This window comes from Pseudomonas wayambapalatensis, from assembly GCF_049942315.1.
GTDB lineage: Bacteria > Pseudomonadota > Gammaproteobacteria > Pseudomonadales > Pseudomonadaceae > Aquipseudomonas > Aquipseudomonas wayambapalatensis.
In genome coordinates, this window is sequence record NZ_JBNFMU010000183.1 from 23,615 (window position 1) to 39,896 (window position 16,282).

Here is a 16,282-nt window from a genome sequence, read left to right on the forward strand (position 1 = left end):
TCGATGGGCGGCGCTGCCAAAGCCCGGCCTGACAGACCCAGCCTATCGCCTTTCAATAGTCGCTCTATTAGACCTCTGCCCATGCTGGGCTAGTCTTTCCCGTGGCCTCCCGATTTGCGCGTGCAGCGCCGCGGCCCCGCGTCGGCAACAGACCGACCACCACCTGATGAAGAGAAGGCCCGAGCCTTGCGGCTCGGGCTGCAGAACACCTGGCATAGACCGGAAATCTGGACAACCGACCCATAAGGTACCCGCAGATGTCGAACGAATCGAAATGCCCGTTCCATCAAACCGCAGGCGGCGGCACCACCAACCGTGACTGGTGGCCCGACCAGCTCAACCTCAGGATTCTCCACCAGCATGGCAGCCAGTCCGATCCGATGGACCCGGCATTCGACTATGCCAAGGCGTTCAAGAGCCTTGATTTCCAAGCCCTGAAAAAAGACCTCACAGCGCTGATGACCGACTCCCAGGATTGGTGGCCTGCGGACTTCGGCCACTATGGACCGTTGTTCATCCGCATGGCCTGGCACAGCGCAGGCACCTACCGCATCGCCGACGGCCGTGGTGGCGCGGGCTCCGGCCAGCAGCGCTTCGCCCCGCTCAACAGCTGGCCGGACAACGTCAGCCTGGATAAGGCCCGGCGGCTGCTGTGGCCGATCAAGCAGAAATACGGCAACAAGATTTCCTGGGCCGACCTGATCGTGCTCACCGGCAATGTCGCGCTGGAGTCGATGGGCTTCAAGACCTTCGGCTTCTCCGGTGGCCGCGCTGATGTCTGGGAGCCGGACGAAGATGTGTACTGGGGCTCGGAGAAGGTCTGGCTGGGTGGCGACACCCGCTACGGCAAGGCCCAGCCACCTGGCAAGGGTGATCTGGTGGCCGAGCCTGCCAAGCATGCGCAGGAGCAAAGCCGCACCGAGCCTGCGGGACGCAATCTGGAGAACCCGCTGGCTGCCGTGCAGATGGGCCTGATCTACGTGAACCCCGAAGGCCCGGAGGGCAATCCTGACCCGGTCGCTTCGGGCAAGGATATTCGCGAGACCTTCGGCCGCATGGCGATGAATGATGAAGAGACCGTGGCCCTGATCGCCGGCGGCCACGCCTTCGGCAAGACCCACGGTGCAGGCCCTGCGGACAACGTCGGCGCCGAACCTGAAGCCGCCGGGCTCGAGCTGCAAGGGCTGGGTTGGGCCAACAAGTTCGGCACTGGCAAGGGGGGCGATACCATCACCAGCGGCCTGGAAGTGACCTGGACCTCGACCCCGACCCGCTGGAGCAACGAATACCTGAACAACCTGTTCAACTTCGAGTGGGAACTGACCAAGAGCCCGGCGGGCGCCCACCAATGGCGTCCCAAGGACGGCGAGGGTGCCAACAGCGTGCCCGATGCCCACGACCCGACCAAGCGCCATTCACCGATGATGCTCACCTCCGACCTGGCCTTGCGCTTAGACCCGATCTACGAGCCGATCGCCCGGCGTTTCAAGGAGCATCCCGAGCAACTGGCCGACGCCTTCGCCCGTGCCTGGTACAAGCTGATCCACCGTGACATGGGGCCGCTGGCCCGTTATCTGGGCCCGGAAAACCCACAGGAAGAACTGCTCTGGCAGGACCCGATCCCCAAGGTCGATCACCCGCTGGTCGGCGAGCAGGACATCGCGGCGCTCAAGGCCAAGGTGCTGGCCTCGGGTCTGAGCGTTGCCGAACTGGTGTCCACCGCCTGGGCGGCAGCCTCGACCTTCCGTGGCTCGGACAAGCGCGGGGGAGCCAACGGCGGGCGTCTGCGCCTGGAGCCTCAGCGTTCCTGGGCCGCCAACCAGCCTCAGCAGTTGGACAAGGTGCTCAAGGCGCTGGAGAACATCCAGGGCGAGTTCAACAGCGGCGGCAAGAAGATTTCGCTGGCCGACCTGATCGTGCTGGCTGGCTCCGCTGCGGTCGAGAAGGCTGCCAAGGACGCTGGGCACACGGTCAGCGTGCCGTTCCGGCCGGGTCGTACCGACGCCTCCCAGGCGCAGACGGATGTCGAGTCGTTCGCCGTGCTGGAGCCGCTGGCCGACGGCCTGCGCAACTTCACCAAGGCCAGGTACAGCGTCAAGGCCGAGAAGCTGCTGCTGGACAAGGCCCAGTTGCTGACCCTCACCGCGCCGGAACTGACCGTGCTGGTCGGCGGCCTGCGGGTGTTGGGCGCCAACCATGGCGGCAGCCAGCATGGGGTGTTCACCGACAAGCCTGGCACCTTGAGCAACGATTTCTTCCGCAACCTGCTGGACATGGGCGTGGAATGGAAGCCGACCTCGGCCGACAACGAGACCTTCGAAGGCCGTGATCGCAAGACCGGGCAGGTTAAATGGACTGGCACGCGGGTCGACCTGGTGTTTGGTTCTCACGCCCAGTTGCGGGCGTTGAGCGAGGTGTACGGCAGCAGCGATGCCGAGGAGAAATTCGTCAAGGACTTCGTGGCGGCCTGGGTGAAGGTGATGGAGCTGGATCGGTTCGATTTGTAGAAGCGGGACCGTGGGGCGCTTTTTCGCGGGTAAACCCGCTCCCTCAGGTGTTGCGCAAGCCTTGAAGGTTTGCCGAGACCTGTGGGAGTGGTTTATCCGCGAAAACAGCACCGCAGTGGTCAAGACTCAGGCGACAGCCTTCTGCACCTCGGCCACCTTGGGTTTGGCCGGCTTGAGCCGCGATACCCCCAGCAACACCAGCACCAGCCCGGCAATCTGATACCCCGAGATCGCCTCGCTGAGGATGGCCCAGGACGCCAGCATGGTCAGCACCGGCCCCAGGTTGCCGACCGCCGCAGTGTGCGTCGGCCCCAGGCGCTGGATCGCCAGGGCTACCCAGTAGATCGGCAATACCGTGGAAAACAGCGCCATCATCGCTGCATAGGCCCACACCGCAGCGGGCAATTGCGCCAACTGGGTGACATCCGCCACCAGCAAGTAGTGCGCCAGCACCATCAGCGACGATGCCGAACCACACAGCCCGGCCATGCGCATCGAGCCCATGCGCTTGAGCATCATCCCGGTACCGGAGTAATACAGCGCGTAGGTCACTGCGCTGGCGAACACCCACAGCGACCCCACCAGCACTGCGTGCCCGCCGCCGGCGGCGCCCAGGTCGTGCACGAAGGCGATGCCCAGCCCCAGGTAGCACAAGCCCATCGCCAGCAGGGTGCGCGGGGTAGGGCGCTCACGCATCGCGATGGCCTGGAATACCAGCACCAGGGTCGGGTAGGTGAACAGGATCAGGCGCTCCAGCCCCGCGCTGATGAACTGCAAACCATAGAAATCGAACAGGCTCGACAGGTAGTAGCCCAACAGGCCGAGCACTGCCACGCGAAACCCGTCGCCCAGGGTCAGCGGGATGCTCGCCGGGCGACGGCTGGCCCACACCAGCCAGGCGAACAGCGGCAGCGACAGGCCCATGCGCAGCGCCAGCAAGGTCACTGCATCCACAGGCCCCGCAGCGTAGGCAAGCTTGACGAAGATCGCCTTGAAGCTGAAACCCAGGGCGGCCAGGACTGCATAGAGGCTGCCGTTTTGCAGGTGTCGTTCAAGAGAGGTACGCAGGCTGCTCATGCTGAATCCGCAACAAAATAAGTCAGAGGCTTATTCTGAATAGAAGGCCCGAAAGCTAGAATCGCTTTTTCTGGAACATGGCGTTCGCTTTTGGAGAAACCCCATGCACTTCGATCTTCAAGACCTGCGCTTGTTGGCTGCCATCGCTGCGACCGGTAGCCTGAGCAAGGCCGCAGCCGGTTTTCCGGTGGCGGTGTCGGCGGCAAGCACGCGCTTGCGCCTGTTCGAGGAGCGTAGCGGTCTGACCCTGTTCACCCGCAAGGCCGACGGTATGCAGTTGACCCCTGCCGGGCGGCTGGTGCTGGAGTCGGCCCGTGGGGTGCTGGGCGAGGCGCAGAAACTGCAGGACACGCTCAAGGAGCTGGCGGGCCAGCGGCGCATCAACTTGCGCCTGGCGGCTTCGACGGTCACCAACAGCACCTTGCTGCCAGCGGTACTCGGGCCTTTCCTGGCCGACTACCCCGAAGTCGACCTGCTGCTGGTCGAGCACAAGAGTGTCGATGTACTGCGCGTGGTGCTGGCCGGGGAGTGCGAGATCGGCGTGTTCGACGGCAACCTGGTCAACGATGGCCTGGTATCGCTGCCGTTTCGCACCGAGCGCCTGGTGCTGCTGGTGCCCGCCGATCACGAGCTGGCCGGGCGTGAGCAATTGCGGCTGATCGATGCGCTGGATCATGCCTTCGTCTGCCTGCCGGCAGAGCGCGCCATGCAGCGATTCGTCGAGGAGTTGGCGATGAACCTGGCCATGCCGCTGAAGATCCGCGTGCGTGCGCCCAGTTTCGAGGCCATTGCCCAGTTGGTCGCCCAGCGTGCCGGGCTGGCGATTGTCCCGGAGATCGCTGCCGTGCGTGCCGAGCAGGAGCTCGCAGTGCGCCGCGTGGCACTGGAGGAGCGTTGGGCCACCCTTGAGCTGCGCATCTGCTTTCGCAGTTGGGAAGGTCTCAGCTCCCACGCCAGGCAACTGGTCACCTTCCTTTCCGGGCAGTAATCCGATGAGGTAGCACTCTGCAATCCTGCCGGGAGCGCTTACAATCACCGCTTTTGCACTCCAAGACAGGCACGCCGGTCAATGACGCTCGACCCCCCAACCCTCCTGGCCCTGACCGTTGCCCTCGCGGCAGCGGCGGCGCTTTACCTGACGATCGAATGGCGCAGTGTGCGCGAGTCGTCGTTGCTCTACTGGAGTGCCGGTTTCGCCACCATCACCGTTGGCTCCACCCTCGCGCTGCTGCGCATGAACGGTTTCCTGCTGATTGGTATCTGGTTCGCCAACGGTCTGCTGGTGTTCGCGCATTTCTGCTTCCTGCTGGGCGTTGCCCGTTTCACTGAAGTGCGATTGTCACGGGGCTGGCTGCTGGTCGTGCTGCTGTGGGTGAGCCTGCTGCTGCTGCCGGAAGGGCCGTCGTGGTCCAAGATCATGCTGGTGGTCAATTCGCTGCTGGTGGCCCTGGTGTCGCTGCGGGCCAGTTTTCTGCTGCGTCCGCACGGTGTGTCGCTGAGTGTGGGGGCGGTGCAACTGCGCTACGTGATGCTGATCCACGGGCTGTTCTACGTGATCAAGGCCCTGACCGTGGTGATTCCGGGAGCCTTGCTCGATCTTGCGGCCTTTCGCGGGGAAATCATCCAGATCTCGCTGATCGAAGGGGCGATGGCGATCATGCTGATCGCCCTGTCGATGACCGGCACCGAGCGCTACCGTCGTGAGGAGCGTATCGCGCTTTTGGCCGCGCGTGATCCGCTCACGGCGTTGTTCAACCGCCGCGCCCTGGAAGTGCGCGCACCGGTGCTGCTGCGGGCGACCAGCCACGAGCGCCCTGGCGCCGTGCTGTTGATCGATATCGACAACTTCAAGCTGGTCAACGACCTGTACGGTCACACCGCGGGTGACCGGCTGCTGGTGGCGCTGAGCGAAACCATTCGCGGCCTGCTGCCGGCTAATGCCCTGGCCGCGCGACTGGGTGGCGATGAATTCGTCATTCTGCTGGGCAACGCGCGCCGCGACGAAGTCGAGGTGCTGGGCGCGATACTTCGTGAGCGCTTCCAGGACATCGCCGCACAATCCTTCGTCACCCCGATGGCGGTGACCTTGAGCATCGGTGCCAACCTGTTCGATCAGCCGCCGGCCAGCCTCACGGCGCTGATCGAACAGAGCGATGCCGCGCTGTATCAGTCCAAGCGTAGTGGACGCGACAGCATGCGCCTGGTGGACGTGACCTTGACGGGCAATTGAGCCTGCGTCGGGTTTTCACTTGTTGTTGATGCATTCGGACTGCACCGAATAACGCACGGTACGCAAGGTGCCCTGGCTGTCCTCGAAGGTCATCAGGCGCGGTACCACCTCGCAGGTGCGCGGGTCGCCCGACTGGCGCACCAGGCGCGCCACATCCAGTGGCATGCCGTAGCGGTAGTCGACGATCTCCGGCATGGGTTTGTCGCGCTTGATGGCGTAGGCGGCCACGGCTTGCTGGTGGGCCTGCAGCAACTGCTCGCTGCGCTGAGCGGAAAAGCCGGTGGTCTGGACGCCGAAGGCCAGCAGGAGCAGGGCGATCGCTGTGCTCAGTCGTTTCATGGGGTGTCTCCGGAAGGGCTGTGGTTTCCGGATCACGCTAGCGAGCAGCAGCCAACAGGGACATGACGACAGCCTTACAGTTGTGAAAGGTCCGCACGCATGACGCGATTGTAATGTGCCGATCACCTTCCCGTTATCCATCTGCGGCGAGCATCGATGCTGGCCGCGAACGCACCTGCGCAACGGCCTGACAAGAACAACAGCCGTTATCGAAGGAGCATCGCATGAGATACCGACCAGGACTTTCCCTGGCCGCGCTGGTGGCGCTGGCCGGTCCTTCGGCGTGGGCCGAGGACGCTGCGAAGGAAGGGTTCATAGAGGGCAGCCGCCTGAGCGTGCTGAACCGCAACTTCTACTTCAACCGTGACAACCGCGACGGGGTGGCGCCGACCTACAACCGGGCCAAGGCGCCCGACAATGGCTATTCCGAAGCCTGGGCGCATGCCGTCATCACCCGCTTCGAGTCCGGCTTCACCGAGGGAACCGTGGGGGTAGGGGTCGATGCCTTTGCCATGCTCGGGCTCAAGCTCGACAGCGGAGGTGGACGCAACGGTGGGCGCAGCTCGTTCGATGTACTGCCGGTGGATCGTGACGGCCAGGCGCGCGACGAATACAGCAAGCTTGGCGGCGCGGCCAAGATGCGGGTGTTCGACACGGTGCTGCGGGTGGGCGATGTGTTTCCGGCCAACCCGGTGGTCGCGGCAGGGGATTCGCGCCTGTTGCCGCAGAGCTTTCGCGGCGTGACCGTCGAAAACACCAGCCTGGCGGGGCTGAGCTTGCAGGCCGGGCGCCTGCATGCCATGAGCCAGCCGATGTCCAGCGACATGCGCGAGTCTTTCGCGACCTTCTATGGTGGGCCCGTGGACTCGCCATGGATCGCCTATGGCGGCGGCGACTATGCCGTCAACGAACAGGTCAGCGTCAGCCTGTTCGGCAGCCGCCTGAAGGATGTGTGGAACCAGTACTACGCCGGTACCAGCGTTACCTGGCCGTTGAGCGATGAGCTGGCGCTGATCGGTGGCTTCAACTTCTACAACGCCAAGGACGAAGGGCGCAAACGCCTGGGCACCTTCGACAACGACATCTGGAGCGCCAAGATGGGTGTGCGTTACGGCGCCCACACCCTCGCGTTGACCCACCAACGCAACAATGGCGACGACGATTTCGATTATCTGCGCCAGTCCGACTCGATCTTTCTCGACAACTCCATCCAGTACAGCGATTTCAACTCGCCCAAGGAGCGCTCATGGATGCTGCGCTATGACCTGAACATGGCCGGGTACGGGATTCCCGGGCTGTCGTTCATGACCCGTTATGGGCGCGGCAGTGATGCGGATTACTCGAACGCCAATGCCTACTACATGCGTCGCGACGGCAATGGCGATCCGCTGACCGACCAGAAGCGCTGGGAGCGCGACATCGAGGTCAAGTACGTGGTGCAGACCGGCGCGGCCAAGGATCTCTCGCTGCGCGTGCGCCAGGCGACCACCCGGGCGACGGCGTTCGAGTCCGATCTGGATGAGGTGCGGGTGATCGTCGAGTATCCGTTGTCGATTCTTTGAGCTTGAGCCCATTCACCTTCAGAAGCCTTGCGCTCCTTTGGTTGCAGGTGAATGTCTTGGCGCCTCGATGAGGCGCCTTTTTTACGCCTGCCATTTCGGCAGCGCACATCACCCTTTGTCGGCGGACGGCAGGATGCGATTGATGACCGTGCTGCCGTTGTCGTTACGGGTCAGGTAGATCGGCAGGACCTTGGGCAGGTTGTCCACCAGGCGGCTGACCTCACGGGTGTCGTAGATGCCGCTGATGCGGATGTTACCGACACTGCTGTCGGCCAGCAGCAGGGGTTTGTCCAGGTAGCGGTTGATCACCGGCAATGCCTGGGAGAGGCTGAGGTTGTCGAGTACCAGGCGACCGCTGCGCCAGGCCAGGCTGTTGGCATAGTCGTCGCTCTGTGCCAGTTGCGGCTCGAAGTCACCGATGCGGTAGCTGGCCTGCATGCCGGGGCCGAGGCGGTAGCCGCCTTCGCCACCATTGCTGGAAACCAGCACTGAGCCTTCGACCAGCGTCACCTTGACCTGGTCTTCGTACTTCCACACGTTGAACTGCGTGCCGGTGACCCGCGTCTGGCCGTGACCGGCGCGCACGATGAAGGGGTGCTCGCTGTCGTGGGTCACCTTGAAGAAGGCTTCGCCCTGGATCAGGTCGACCTGGCGCCGGTCCTTGTAGTTGAGGTAGCGCAGCTCGCTGTTCAGGTTGAGTTCGACCTGGCTGCCGTCGTGCAATTGCACTGTACGCACCTGCTGGTCGCTGTCGAAATGCTGGTAGCGATTGGGTAGCCAGCCTTGCTCCCAGCCAATCCAGCCGGCCAGGGGTAGGGCGAGCAGGGTGATCACCGCGGCTGAGGCCAGTGGGCGCCAGTTGCGTTGGCGGGGTCTGGCCGCAGGCAGTTCGATCACGTTGGCGGCACGCGGCAGCATGTCGGCGGTCTGCCAGATCTCCAGCATCGCCTGGTATTCCTCGGCATGCCGGGTGTCGGCGGCCAGCCACTGAGCAAACGCCTCACGCTCGTCGGCCGAGCAGTCCTCGGCGTGCAGGCGCATGCACCAATGCGCAGCGGCATCGGTGATGGCATCGTCGTCGAGGGGGGTGAAGCGGTCTTGGTTCATTGCGGCTCCCGGTTTTGCGCATTCTACCTTCCAGAAGGGCTCCGCGAGAACCGAGATAATGGCGAATGACTATCAGTTGCGATTTTTTTCGTCGGTTTTCCGGCGCAAGCGCATGGAGACAACCGAGAGGGCTGGCGGAACAATGACTTAGATAGCCTGCTAATAAAAGCTTTGACATTAACTGCCTAGGCAGTAATATTTTCTAACATCTTTGTTGAGCGATGCCGATGGCCCATTTCACCCCGGAAAATTTCCAGACCTGCGCCATTGGCATGTTGCTCGGCCGCGCCTCGTTATTGAAGGACCGCATTCTCGACTGGCACCTGGAAGCTGATGGCGTTACCGCTGCGCAGTTCAAGGTGCTGATCATCGTGACCCAGTACCAGGTGGATACCCCGGCCGAGCTGTGCCGCTGCCTGGGGCTGGACAGCGGTTCGATGACGCGCATGCTCGACCGCCTCGAGCAGAAGGGCCTGATCCTGCGCAACCGCTGCCCCGACGACCGTCGCCAGGTGCGGCTGGTGCTGACCGAAGACGGTCAACGCTTGGCTGACCGCCTGCCGGAGATCGGGGCAATGGCGATGAACGAGCTGGTCGGTTCGCTCGAACCCGACGAGCTCAAGATCCTCGAGACGCTGCTGGCAAAGATTCTCTTGGCCGCCAGCGACCCGTTGACGATTGCCCGTTTCGGCGATCGCACCCCTGATCCGACTTGATTCAAAGGTACTCTCATGGCCACACCCTCGGATGCACCCACTCCCGCTGAAGCGCCCGACGCCACGCGCAAGCGCAAGACCTGGCTGCTGGCCCTGCTGCTGGTATTGATATTGGCCGGCGCTGCCAGCTGGGCCTGGTACACGTTGATCGGGCGCTGGCACGAAAGCACCGACGATGCCTACGTCAACGGTAATGTGGTGGAGATCACGCCGCTGGTGACGGGAACCGTCACCAGCATCGGCGCCGACGATGGCGACCTGGTGCATGCCGGCCAGGTGCTGTTGCGCTTCGACCCCAGTGACAGCGAGGTGGCCCTGCAGGCCAGCGAGGCCAAGCTTGCGCGCACGGTGCGCCAGGTGCGCGGCTTGTACAGCAACGTCGATGCGCTCAAGGCTCAGGTGCAGACGCGCCAGGCCGAACTGAAGAAGGCCCGCGAGAACTACGACCGCCGTAAGGTCCTGGCTGACAGCGGGGCGATCGCTGCAGAAGAACTGTCGCACTCACGCGACGACCTGACCGCCGCGCAGAGCGCCCTGGACAACGCCCGCCAGCAACTCAACACCAGCACTGCGCTGATCGACGACACCGTGGTGTCGTCGCACCCGGAGGTGATGGCGGCCGCTTCCGACCTGCGCCAGGCCTACCTGGACAACGCTCGCACGACGTTGGTGGCGCCGGTGACCGGCTACGTCGCCAAGCGCACCGTGCAATTGGGGCAGCGCCTGCAACCAGGCACCGCGACCATGGCGGTGATTCCGCTCGACCAGGTCTGGATCGACGCCAACTTCAAGGAAACCCAACTGCGTGACATGCGTATCGGCCAGCCGGTGGAGATCACCGCAGACCTGTACGGCAGCGAAGTCAAGTACAGCGGGACGGTCGACAGCCTGGGCGCCGGCACCGGCAGTGCCTTCGCTCTGCTGCCCGCGCAGAATGCCACGGGCAACTGGATCAAGATCGTCCAGCGTGTGCCGGTGCGCGTGCACCTGAACCCCGAGCAGCTCAAGGATCATCCGCTGCGCATCGGCCTGTCCACCGTGGTCGAGGTCGACCTGCACGACCAGAGTGGCCCGGCCCTGGCCCAACAGCCACCGCAGCAGGCCAGCTACACCACCCAGGTGTATGACCGCCAACTGGCCGAGGCCGATCGTCTGATCGCCCAGCTGATCCATGACAACAGCGCCGCCAGTGGCAAGACGGCGCAGCGATGAGCAACGGCGCATCCGCCCAGTTCACCCCGCCGAGCCTGCTGCTGACCACCATCGGGTTGTCGCTGGCGACCTTCATGCAGGTGCTCGACACCACCATCGCCAACGTGGCGTTGCCAACCATTTCCGGCAATCTGGGGGTGAGCTACGAGCAGGGCACCTGGGTCATCACCTCGTTTGCGGTAAGCAATGCCATTGCCCTGCCGCTGACGGGCTGGCTGAGCCGCCGCTTTGGCGAGGTCAAGCTGTTCATCTGGGCCACCTTGCTGTTCGTGCTGGCGTCGTTCCTCTGTGGTATCGCCCAGTCGATGCCCGAGCTTGTGGGCTTTCGCGTGCTCCAGGGCGTTGTTGCCGGCCCGTTGTACCCGATGACCCAGACCTTGCTGATTGCTGTCTACCCGCCTGCCAAACGGGGGATGGCCCTGGCGTTGCTGGCAATGGTGACGGTGGTGGCGCCGATTGCCGGGCCCATCCTCGGCGGCTGGATAACCGACAGCTACAGCTGGCCGTGGATTTTCTTCATCAACGTACCGATCGGTCTGTTCGCGGCCGCCGTGGTGCGCCAGCAGATGCGCACACGTCCAGTGACCACCAGCCGCCAGCCCATGGATTACATCGGCCTGCTGACGCTGATCGTCGGTGTCGGCGCGTTGCAGGTGGTGCTCGACAAGGGTAACGACCTGGATTGGTTCGAGTCCTCGTTCATCGTGGTGGGTAGCCTGATTTCCGCGGTGTTCCTGGCCATCTTCGTGATCTGGGAGCTCACCGATCGGCACCCGGTGGTGAACCTGCGGCTGTTCGTGCACCGTAATTTCCGCATCGGCACCCTGGTGTTGGTGGGCGGGTATGCGGGCTTTTTCGGCATCAACCTGATCCTGCCCCAGTGGCTGCAGACGCAGATGGGCTATACGGCGACCTGGGCGGGGCTTGCGGTAGCACCGATCGGCCTGCTGCCGGTGATCATGTCGCCCTTCGTCGGCAAGTATGCGCATCGCTTCGACCTGCGCCTGCTGGCAGGGATCGCCTTCCTGGCCATTGGTGCAAGCTGCTACATGCGTGCGGGCTTCACCAGCGAGGTCGACTTCCTGCACATCGCCCTGGTGCAGTTGTTCATGGGGATCGGGGTGGCGCTGTTCTTCATGCCGACCCTGACCATCCTGCTCTCGGACCTGCCGCCGCATCAGATTGCCGACGGCTCGGGCCTGGCCACGTTCCTGCGGACACTGGGCGGCAGTTTCGCCGCCTCGCTGACCACCTGGATCTGGATCCGCCGGGCCGACCAGCACCATGCCTACCTGAGCGAGCACATCAGTCAGTACGACCCGGCAACGCGTCACACCCTCGAGCAACTCGGTGGGGCGAGTCCGCAGAGCTATGCGCAGCTTGAGCAGATCCTCAACAGCCAGGCCTACATGATGTCGACGGTGGACTACTTCACCTTGCTGACCTGGGTGTTCGGCGCCTTGATTTTGCTGGTGTGGCTGGCTCGCCCGCCCTTCACGGCCAAGGCAGGGCCGGCTTCGGCGGGGCACTGAGGTGTACTTGCGGCACGGCTGCGTGCAGCCGTTGCCGCGATCGGGGCTTTTCCCCTAACCTTGTAGGTCTATTCCCTCGACAGTGGCAGTTTCATGGACAAGGTCATTCTCATCACTGGCGCCAGCCGCGGTATCGGTGCCGCGACCGCGCGGTTGGCGGCGCAACAGGGCTATCGCATCTGCATCAATTACCACGCCGACGATCACGCTGCCGAACGCATCCTGGACGAGGTTCGGGCGCTGGGCGCCCAGGCCATCGCCGTGCGAGCCGATGCCAGCGTCGAGGATGAGGTGATCCAGGTGTTCCAGCGGATCGACCAGGAGCTCGGCCCTGTCACGGCATTGGTCAATAACGCCGGGACCATCGCGACCCAAAGCCGGGTCGACGAGATGTCCGAGTTCCGCCTGCTCAAGCTGATGAAAACCAACGTGGTCGGCCCGATGCTCTGCGCCAAGCATGCCTTGCTGCGCATGTCGCGCCGCCATGGCGGGCAGGGTGGTGCGATCGTCAACGTGTCGTCGGTGGCTGCACGCCTGGGTTCGCCCAACGAGTACGTAGACTATGCCGCCTCCAAGGGCGCGCTGGATACCTTCACCCTTGGGCTCGCCAAGGAAGTGGCGGGCGAGGGTGTGCGGGTCAACGGCGTGCGTCCTGGCTACATCCATACCGACTTTCACGCCCTGAGCGGTGATGCCCAGCGGGTCAGCAAGCTCGAACCTGGCCTGCCCATGGGACGTGGCGGGCAGCCGGAGGAGGTGGCGGAGGCTATCCTCTGGTTGCTGTCGGACAAGGCGTCCTATTCCACCGGCAGTTTCCTTGATCTGGGGGGCGGGCGCTGAGCCTCAAGCCAGGATCTTCGTCACCCGTTCGAGCAGTGTTTTCAACTCGAACGGGTTGGAAATGACTTCGGTGTTCGCGGGCAGACCGTCATGGGCTGCCTGTGTTTGCGTGGCATAGCCGTTGATGAGCAAGGTCGTGCAGCCAGGCGTCAAGGCCACATTCATTTCTATCAGTTGCTGGCCCTTCGGGCTGTCCGACAAGGCGGTGCCACCGACCAGCAGGTGCGGGCGCAGCCCCTTGCGCAGGGCGGCAAGCGCTCGATCGGGGCTGGCAAAGGCGTGTACGTCATAACCTGCCTCGCTCAACAGCTCGCTGATGACCAGCCTCATCGCCGCTTGATCTTCGACCAGCAGGATCGACTGCGCAGTTGGCGGGGGCGACAGGCGCTGCGGTTCGTGGGCTTGCAGGGTTTCAGCCCTGGGTAGGTAAAGGTGGACGCAGGTGCCGCTGCCCGGGATCGAATCGAGGTGCATCTGCCCACCTGACTGACGCACGAATCCGTACACCATGGACAGCCCCAGGCCGGTGCCCTGGCCCAGTGGCTTGGTGGTGTAGAAGGGTTCGATGGCCCGTTGCGCGACATCCGCAGGCATGCCCTGGCCGTCGTCCTCGACACGCAAGTGCAGGTATTGGCCCGCAGCGAGCCCCAGGCGCTGCGCTTGCGCCGGGGCCATCTCCAGGTTTTCGCAATGGATCTGCAGGGTGCCACCGTGGGGCATGGCATCGCGGGCGTTGAGGCACAGGTTCAGCAGCGCGCTTTCCAGTTGCGAGGGGTCGATGCAGGTTGGCCACAACTGTGAGGCTGTGCGGTCGATGAGCTGGATGTCCGAGCGCAGCGAGCTCTGCAGCAGCGCAAGCATGTCGCCGACCAGTTGCTGGATGTCGGTGGCGCGGGGCAGCAGTGTCTGTCGGCGCGAGAAGGCCAGCAGACGCTGCACCAATGACGCGGCCTTGGATGCATTTTGTTCGATGATGTCGAACAGGCGGCTCACCTCATCGTTATGCGGCCCGCCCAAGCGTGGCTTGGCGAGCTCCAGAGCACCGAAAATGCCGCCCAGCAGGTTATTGAAGTCGTGGGCGATGCCGCCGGTGAGCTGGCCAACCGCTTCCATTTTCTGCGCCTGGCGCAACGCCTGCTCGGCTTCGTACAGGCGCTCCTGTTCGAGCGTGCGCTCGGTGATGTCGTAGGCGAACAGACAGGCGCACAGTAGTGGGTTGTCGTCGCTGCGTAGCGGGGTGATCCGTAGCTCGTAGTGGCGCCGATAGGGTGGCCCGTCGAAGGCGACGCTCTCGATCAGGGTTTCACCCGCCAGCGCTCGGGTAACCAGCGGCAGCAGGCAGTGGAGCGGTTGTTCCAGGCCTGCGAGTGACTCGTCGATGCGATCGCCAATCCTCGGGCAGAAGCCATGTAGGCGTTGGAATGTCTGGCGGGCGGTACGGTTGATCGCTTGCAGGCGCAGGTCCGGAGCGATGACGAAGACATTGGCCAGGCTGTGATCGACCAGCTCGATGAACAGCCGGCGTTCGGCCAGGGTCTGGTCGAAGCGCTGCTCCAGTTGCTCGTGCACCCGGCGCATCAGGACGATGTCCGAGGGCGACATTTCGGCTTGCTGCGCCAGCCTGTTTTCCAGCTCGCCGTTGCGCTGCTGCAAGGCCAGGATCTGTTGGCGCAGTTGGGTGGGATCGTCCATCGCATGCTCATCCTTGGGCAGATTAGCCTCACTATAGCGGCTGATCCTTCAAAACGAGCGTACGATACGCCCCAGTGTCTCCATCGCAGTCTCCGTGGCGTCGTTCCACGGGCTGCCGTAGTTCAGCCTGATGCAGTTGCCGAAGCGCCGGGTCGGCGAGAAGATAGGCCCTGGTGCGATGCTGATGCCTTGTGCCAGGGCCATGTGGAAGAGCTTGAGCGCATCCATCTGCTCGGGCAGTTCCAGCCACAGGAAGTAGCCGCCGGCGGGCTGGCTGACCCGTGTCTGCGCCGGGAAGTGGCGGGCGATGGCGGCGAGCATGCTGGCCTGCTGGCCTTCCAGGGCATAGCGCAGCTTGCGCAGGTGGCGGTCGTAGCCGCCATGTTGCAGGTAGTCGGCGATGGCGGCCTGGGCCGGCATCGAGGCGCACAGCGATGTCATCAGCTTGAGCCGCTCGATCTTCTGTGCAAAACGCCCGGCGGCGACCCAGCCCACTCGGTAGCCGGGCGCCAGGCTCTTGGAGAACGAGCCGCAGTGCATTACCAGCCCGTCGCGGTCGAAGGCCTTGGCCGGCTTGGGCGCTTGCTGGGCGTAATACAGCTCGGCGTAGACGTCGTCCTCGATCAGTGGCACCTGGTGGCGGTGCAAGAGTTCGACCAGTGCCTGCTTTTTCGCCTCGGGCATGCTCGCACCGACCGGGTTCTGGAAGTTGGTCATCGACCATACGGCCTTGACCGGGTGCTTCTCCAGGGTTTGTGCCAGTACCCCCAGGTCCATGCCTTCACGTGGGTGCACGGGAATTTCCACGGCCTTGAGCTTCAGGCGTTCGAGTACCTGCAGGCACACATAGAAGGCCGGGGCCTCGATGGCAACCAGGTCGCCAGGCTCCGTGACGGCCTGCAGGCACAGGTTGAGGGCCTCCAGCGCGCCATTGGTGATCAGCAGCTCTTCCATCGGCAGCATCAGGCCGCCAACCATGTAGCGCAGGGCGATCTGGCGGCGCAACTGCGGGTTGCCCGGTGACAGGTCGGTGACCACCACGCGTGGGTCCATGGCGCGGCTGGCGCTGGCCAGCGAGCGGGCCAGGCGCTGCAGCGGGAACAGGGTGGGGCTGGGGAAGGCCGAGCCGAAGGGGACGGTATGGGGGTCCTTGATCGAATCAAGGATGGAAAACACCAGGGCACTGACGTCGACATCGGTGGATTCACTGACCGGTGCCTGTGCCTGTGGTTCGCTGAACTGGCGAGGTGCGTGGGTATTGACGAAGTAACCCGAACGCGGCCGGGCACGAATCAGCCCGCGGCGCTCGAGCAGGTAGTAGGCCTGGAACACCGTGGAGGGGCTGACCCCGTGGGTCTGGCTGGCGTAGCGTACCGAGGGTACACGCTGTCCGGGGCCAAGCACCCCGGAGCGGATCAGTTCGGCGATATCGTCGGCGAATCGTTCGTAACGTTTCATCGTTGTGCTT

13 protein-coding genes are annotated in these 16,282 nt (G+C 63.9%); 8 read left to right on the top strand and 5 right to left on the bottom strand.

What is annotated here, in order from left to right; translation table 11 throughout:
* Positions 1-257 precede the first annotated feature (257 nt).
* Positions 258-2,507, top strand: coding sequence for a catalase/peroxidase HPI (gene katG, locus ACPZMI_RS13815; protein ID WP_426352440.1), 2,250 nt, complete (start codon positions 258-260; stop codon positions 2,505-2,507).
* A gap of 126 nt (positions 2,508-2,633) precedes the next feature.
* Here katG and ACPZMI_RS13820 read toward each other — a convergent pair whose 3' ends face one another.
* The gene (locus ACPZMI_RS13820; protein WP_426352441.1) at positions 2,634-3,584 is read right to left on the bottom strand and encodes a DMT family transporter; all 951 of its coding nucleotides are present in this window, start codon (positions 3,582-3,584) and stop codon (positions 2,634-2,636) included.
* A 103-nt stretch (positions 3,585-3,687) separates the two neighbouring features.
* On the opposite strand from ACPZMI_RS13820, the gene ACPZMI_RS13825 reads away from it, so the two are divergent.
* Together ACPZMI_RS13825 and ACPZMI_RS13830 are read left to right on the top strand one after the other, a co-directional pair.
* Complete coding sequence (locus ACPZMI_RS13825) at positions 3,688-4,572, top strand: LysR substrate-binding domain-containing protein (protein ID WP_186663942.1); 885 nt, start codon at positions 3,688-3,690, stop codon at positions 4,570-4,572.
* Between the two features lie 81 nt (positions 4,573-4,653).
* The gene (locus ACPZMI_RS13830; protein WP_426352442.1) at positions 4,654-5,814 is read left to right on the top strand and encodes a GGDEF domain-containing protein; all 1,161 of its coding nucleotides are present in this window, start codon (positions 4,654-4,656) and stop codon (positions 5,812-5,814) included.
* A gap of 15 nt (positions 5,815-5,829) precedes the next feature.
* Here ACPZMI_RS13830 and ACPZMI_RS13835 read toward each other — a convergent pair whose 3' ends face one another.
* Positions 5,830-6,153, bottom strand: coding sequence for a DUF2790 domain-containing protein (locus ACPZMI_RS13835; RefSeq protein WP_426352443.1), 324 nt, complete (start codon positions 6,151-6,153; stop codon positions 5,830-5,832).
* Between the two features lie 224 nt (positions 6,154-6,377).
* Here ACPZMI_RS13835 and ACPZMI_RS13840 point away from each other — a divergent pair, with 224 nt between their 5' ends.
* The gene (locus tag ACPZMI_RS13840; protein ID WP_426352444.1) at positions 6,378-7,715 is read left to right on the top strand and encodes an OprD family porin; all 1,338 of its coding nucleotides are present in this window, start codon (positions 6,378-6,380) and stop codon (positions 7,713-7,715) included.
* Between the two features lie 108 nt (positions 7,716-7,823).
* Here ACPZMI_RS13840 and ACPZMI_RS13845 read toward each other — a convergent pair whose 3' ends face one another.
* Complete coding sequence (locus ACPZMI_RS13845; RefSeq protein WP_186663949.1) at positions 7,824-8,822, bottom strand: FecR family protein; 999 nt, start codon at positions 8,820-8,822, stop codon at positions 7,824-7,826.
* 227 nt (positions 8,823-9,049) lie between these two features.
* Between ACPZMI_RS13845 and ACPZMI_RS13850 the strand changes: the two genes are divergently transcribed.
* From ACPZMI_RS13850 to ACPZMI_RS13865, 4 genes are all read left to right on the top strand, one after another.
* Positions 9,050-9,538 carry a MarR family winged helix-turn-helix transcriptional regulator gene (locus ACPZMI_RS13850; protein WP_426352445.1) on the top strand — a complete coding sequence of 163 codons (489 nt, stop codon included), beginning with the start codon at positions 9,050-9,052 and terminating at the stop codon, positions 9,536-9,538.
* A 15-nt stretch (positions 9,539-9,553) separates the two neighbouring features.
* Positions 9,554-10,750, top strand: a complete 1,197-nt coding sequence (locus ACPZMI_RS13855) for an HlyD family secretion protein (protein WP_426352446.1) — start codon at positions 9,554-9,556, stop codon at positions 10,748-10,750.
* On the top strand, positions 10,747-12,282 hold the full coding sequence (locus ACPZMI_RS13860; RefSeq protein WP_054891541.1) for a DHA2 family efflux MFS transporter permease subunit: 1,536 nt from the start codon (positions 10,747-10,749) through the stop codon (positions 12,280-12,282). The genes ACPZMI_RS13855 and ACPZMI_RS13860 overlap by 4 nt, the downstream gene beginning before the upstream one ends.
* Positions 12,283-12,375: 93 nt before the next feature.
* The gene (locus ACPZMI_RS13865; RefSeq protein WP_186663955.1) at positions 12,376-13,122 is read left to right on the top strand and encodes an SDR family oxidoreductase; all 747 of its coding nucleotides are present in this window, start codon (positions 12,376-12,378) and stop codon (positions 13,120-13,122) included.
* A gap of 3 nt (positions 13,123-13,125) precedes the next feature.
* Here the strand turns inward: ACPZMI_RS13865 and ACPZMI_RS13870 are convergent, their stop codons facing one another.
* Positions 13,126-14,814 (bottom strand): PAS domain-containing sensor histidine kinase, encoded by a 1,689-nt coding sequence (locus ACPZMI_RS13870; RefSeq protein WP_426352447.1) that lies wholly within the window; start codon positions 14,812-14,814, stop codon positions 13,126-13,128.
* Positions 14,815-14,862: 48 nt separating this feature from the next.
* Complete coding sequence (mapR, locus tag ACPZMI_RS13875) at positions 14,863-16,272, bottom strand: GntR family transcriptional regulator MpaR (RefSeq protein ID WP_186663959.1); 1,410 nt, start codon at positions 16,270-16,272, stop codon at positions 14,863-14,865.
* Positions 16,273-16,282: the final 10 nt, after the last annotated feature.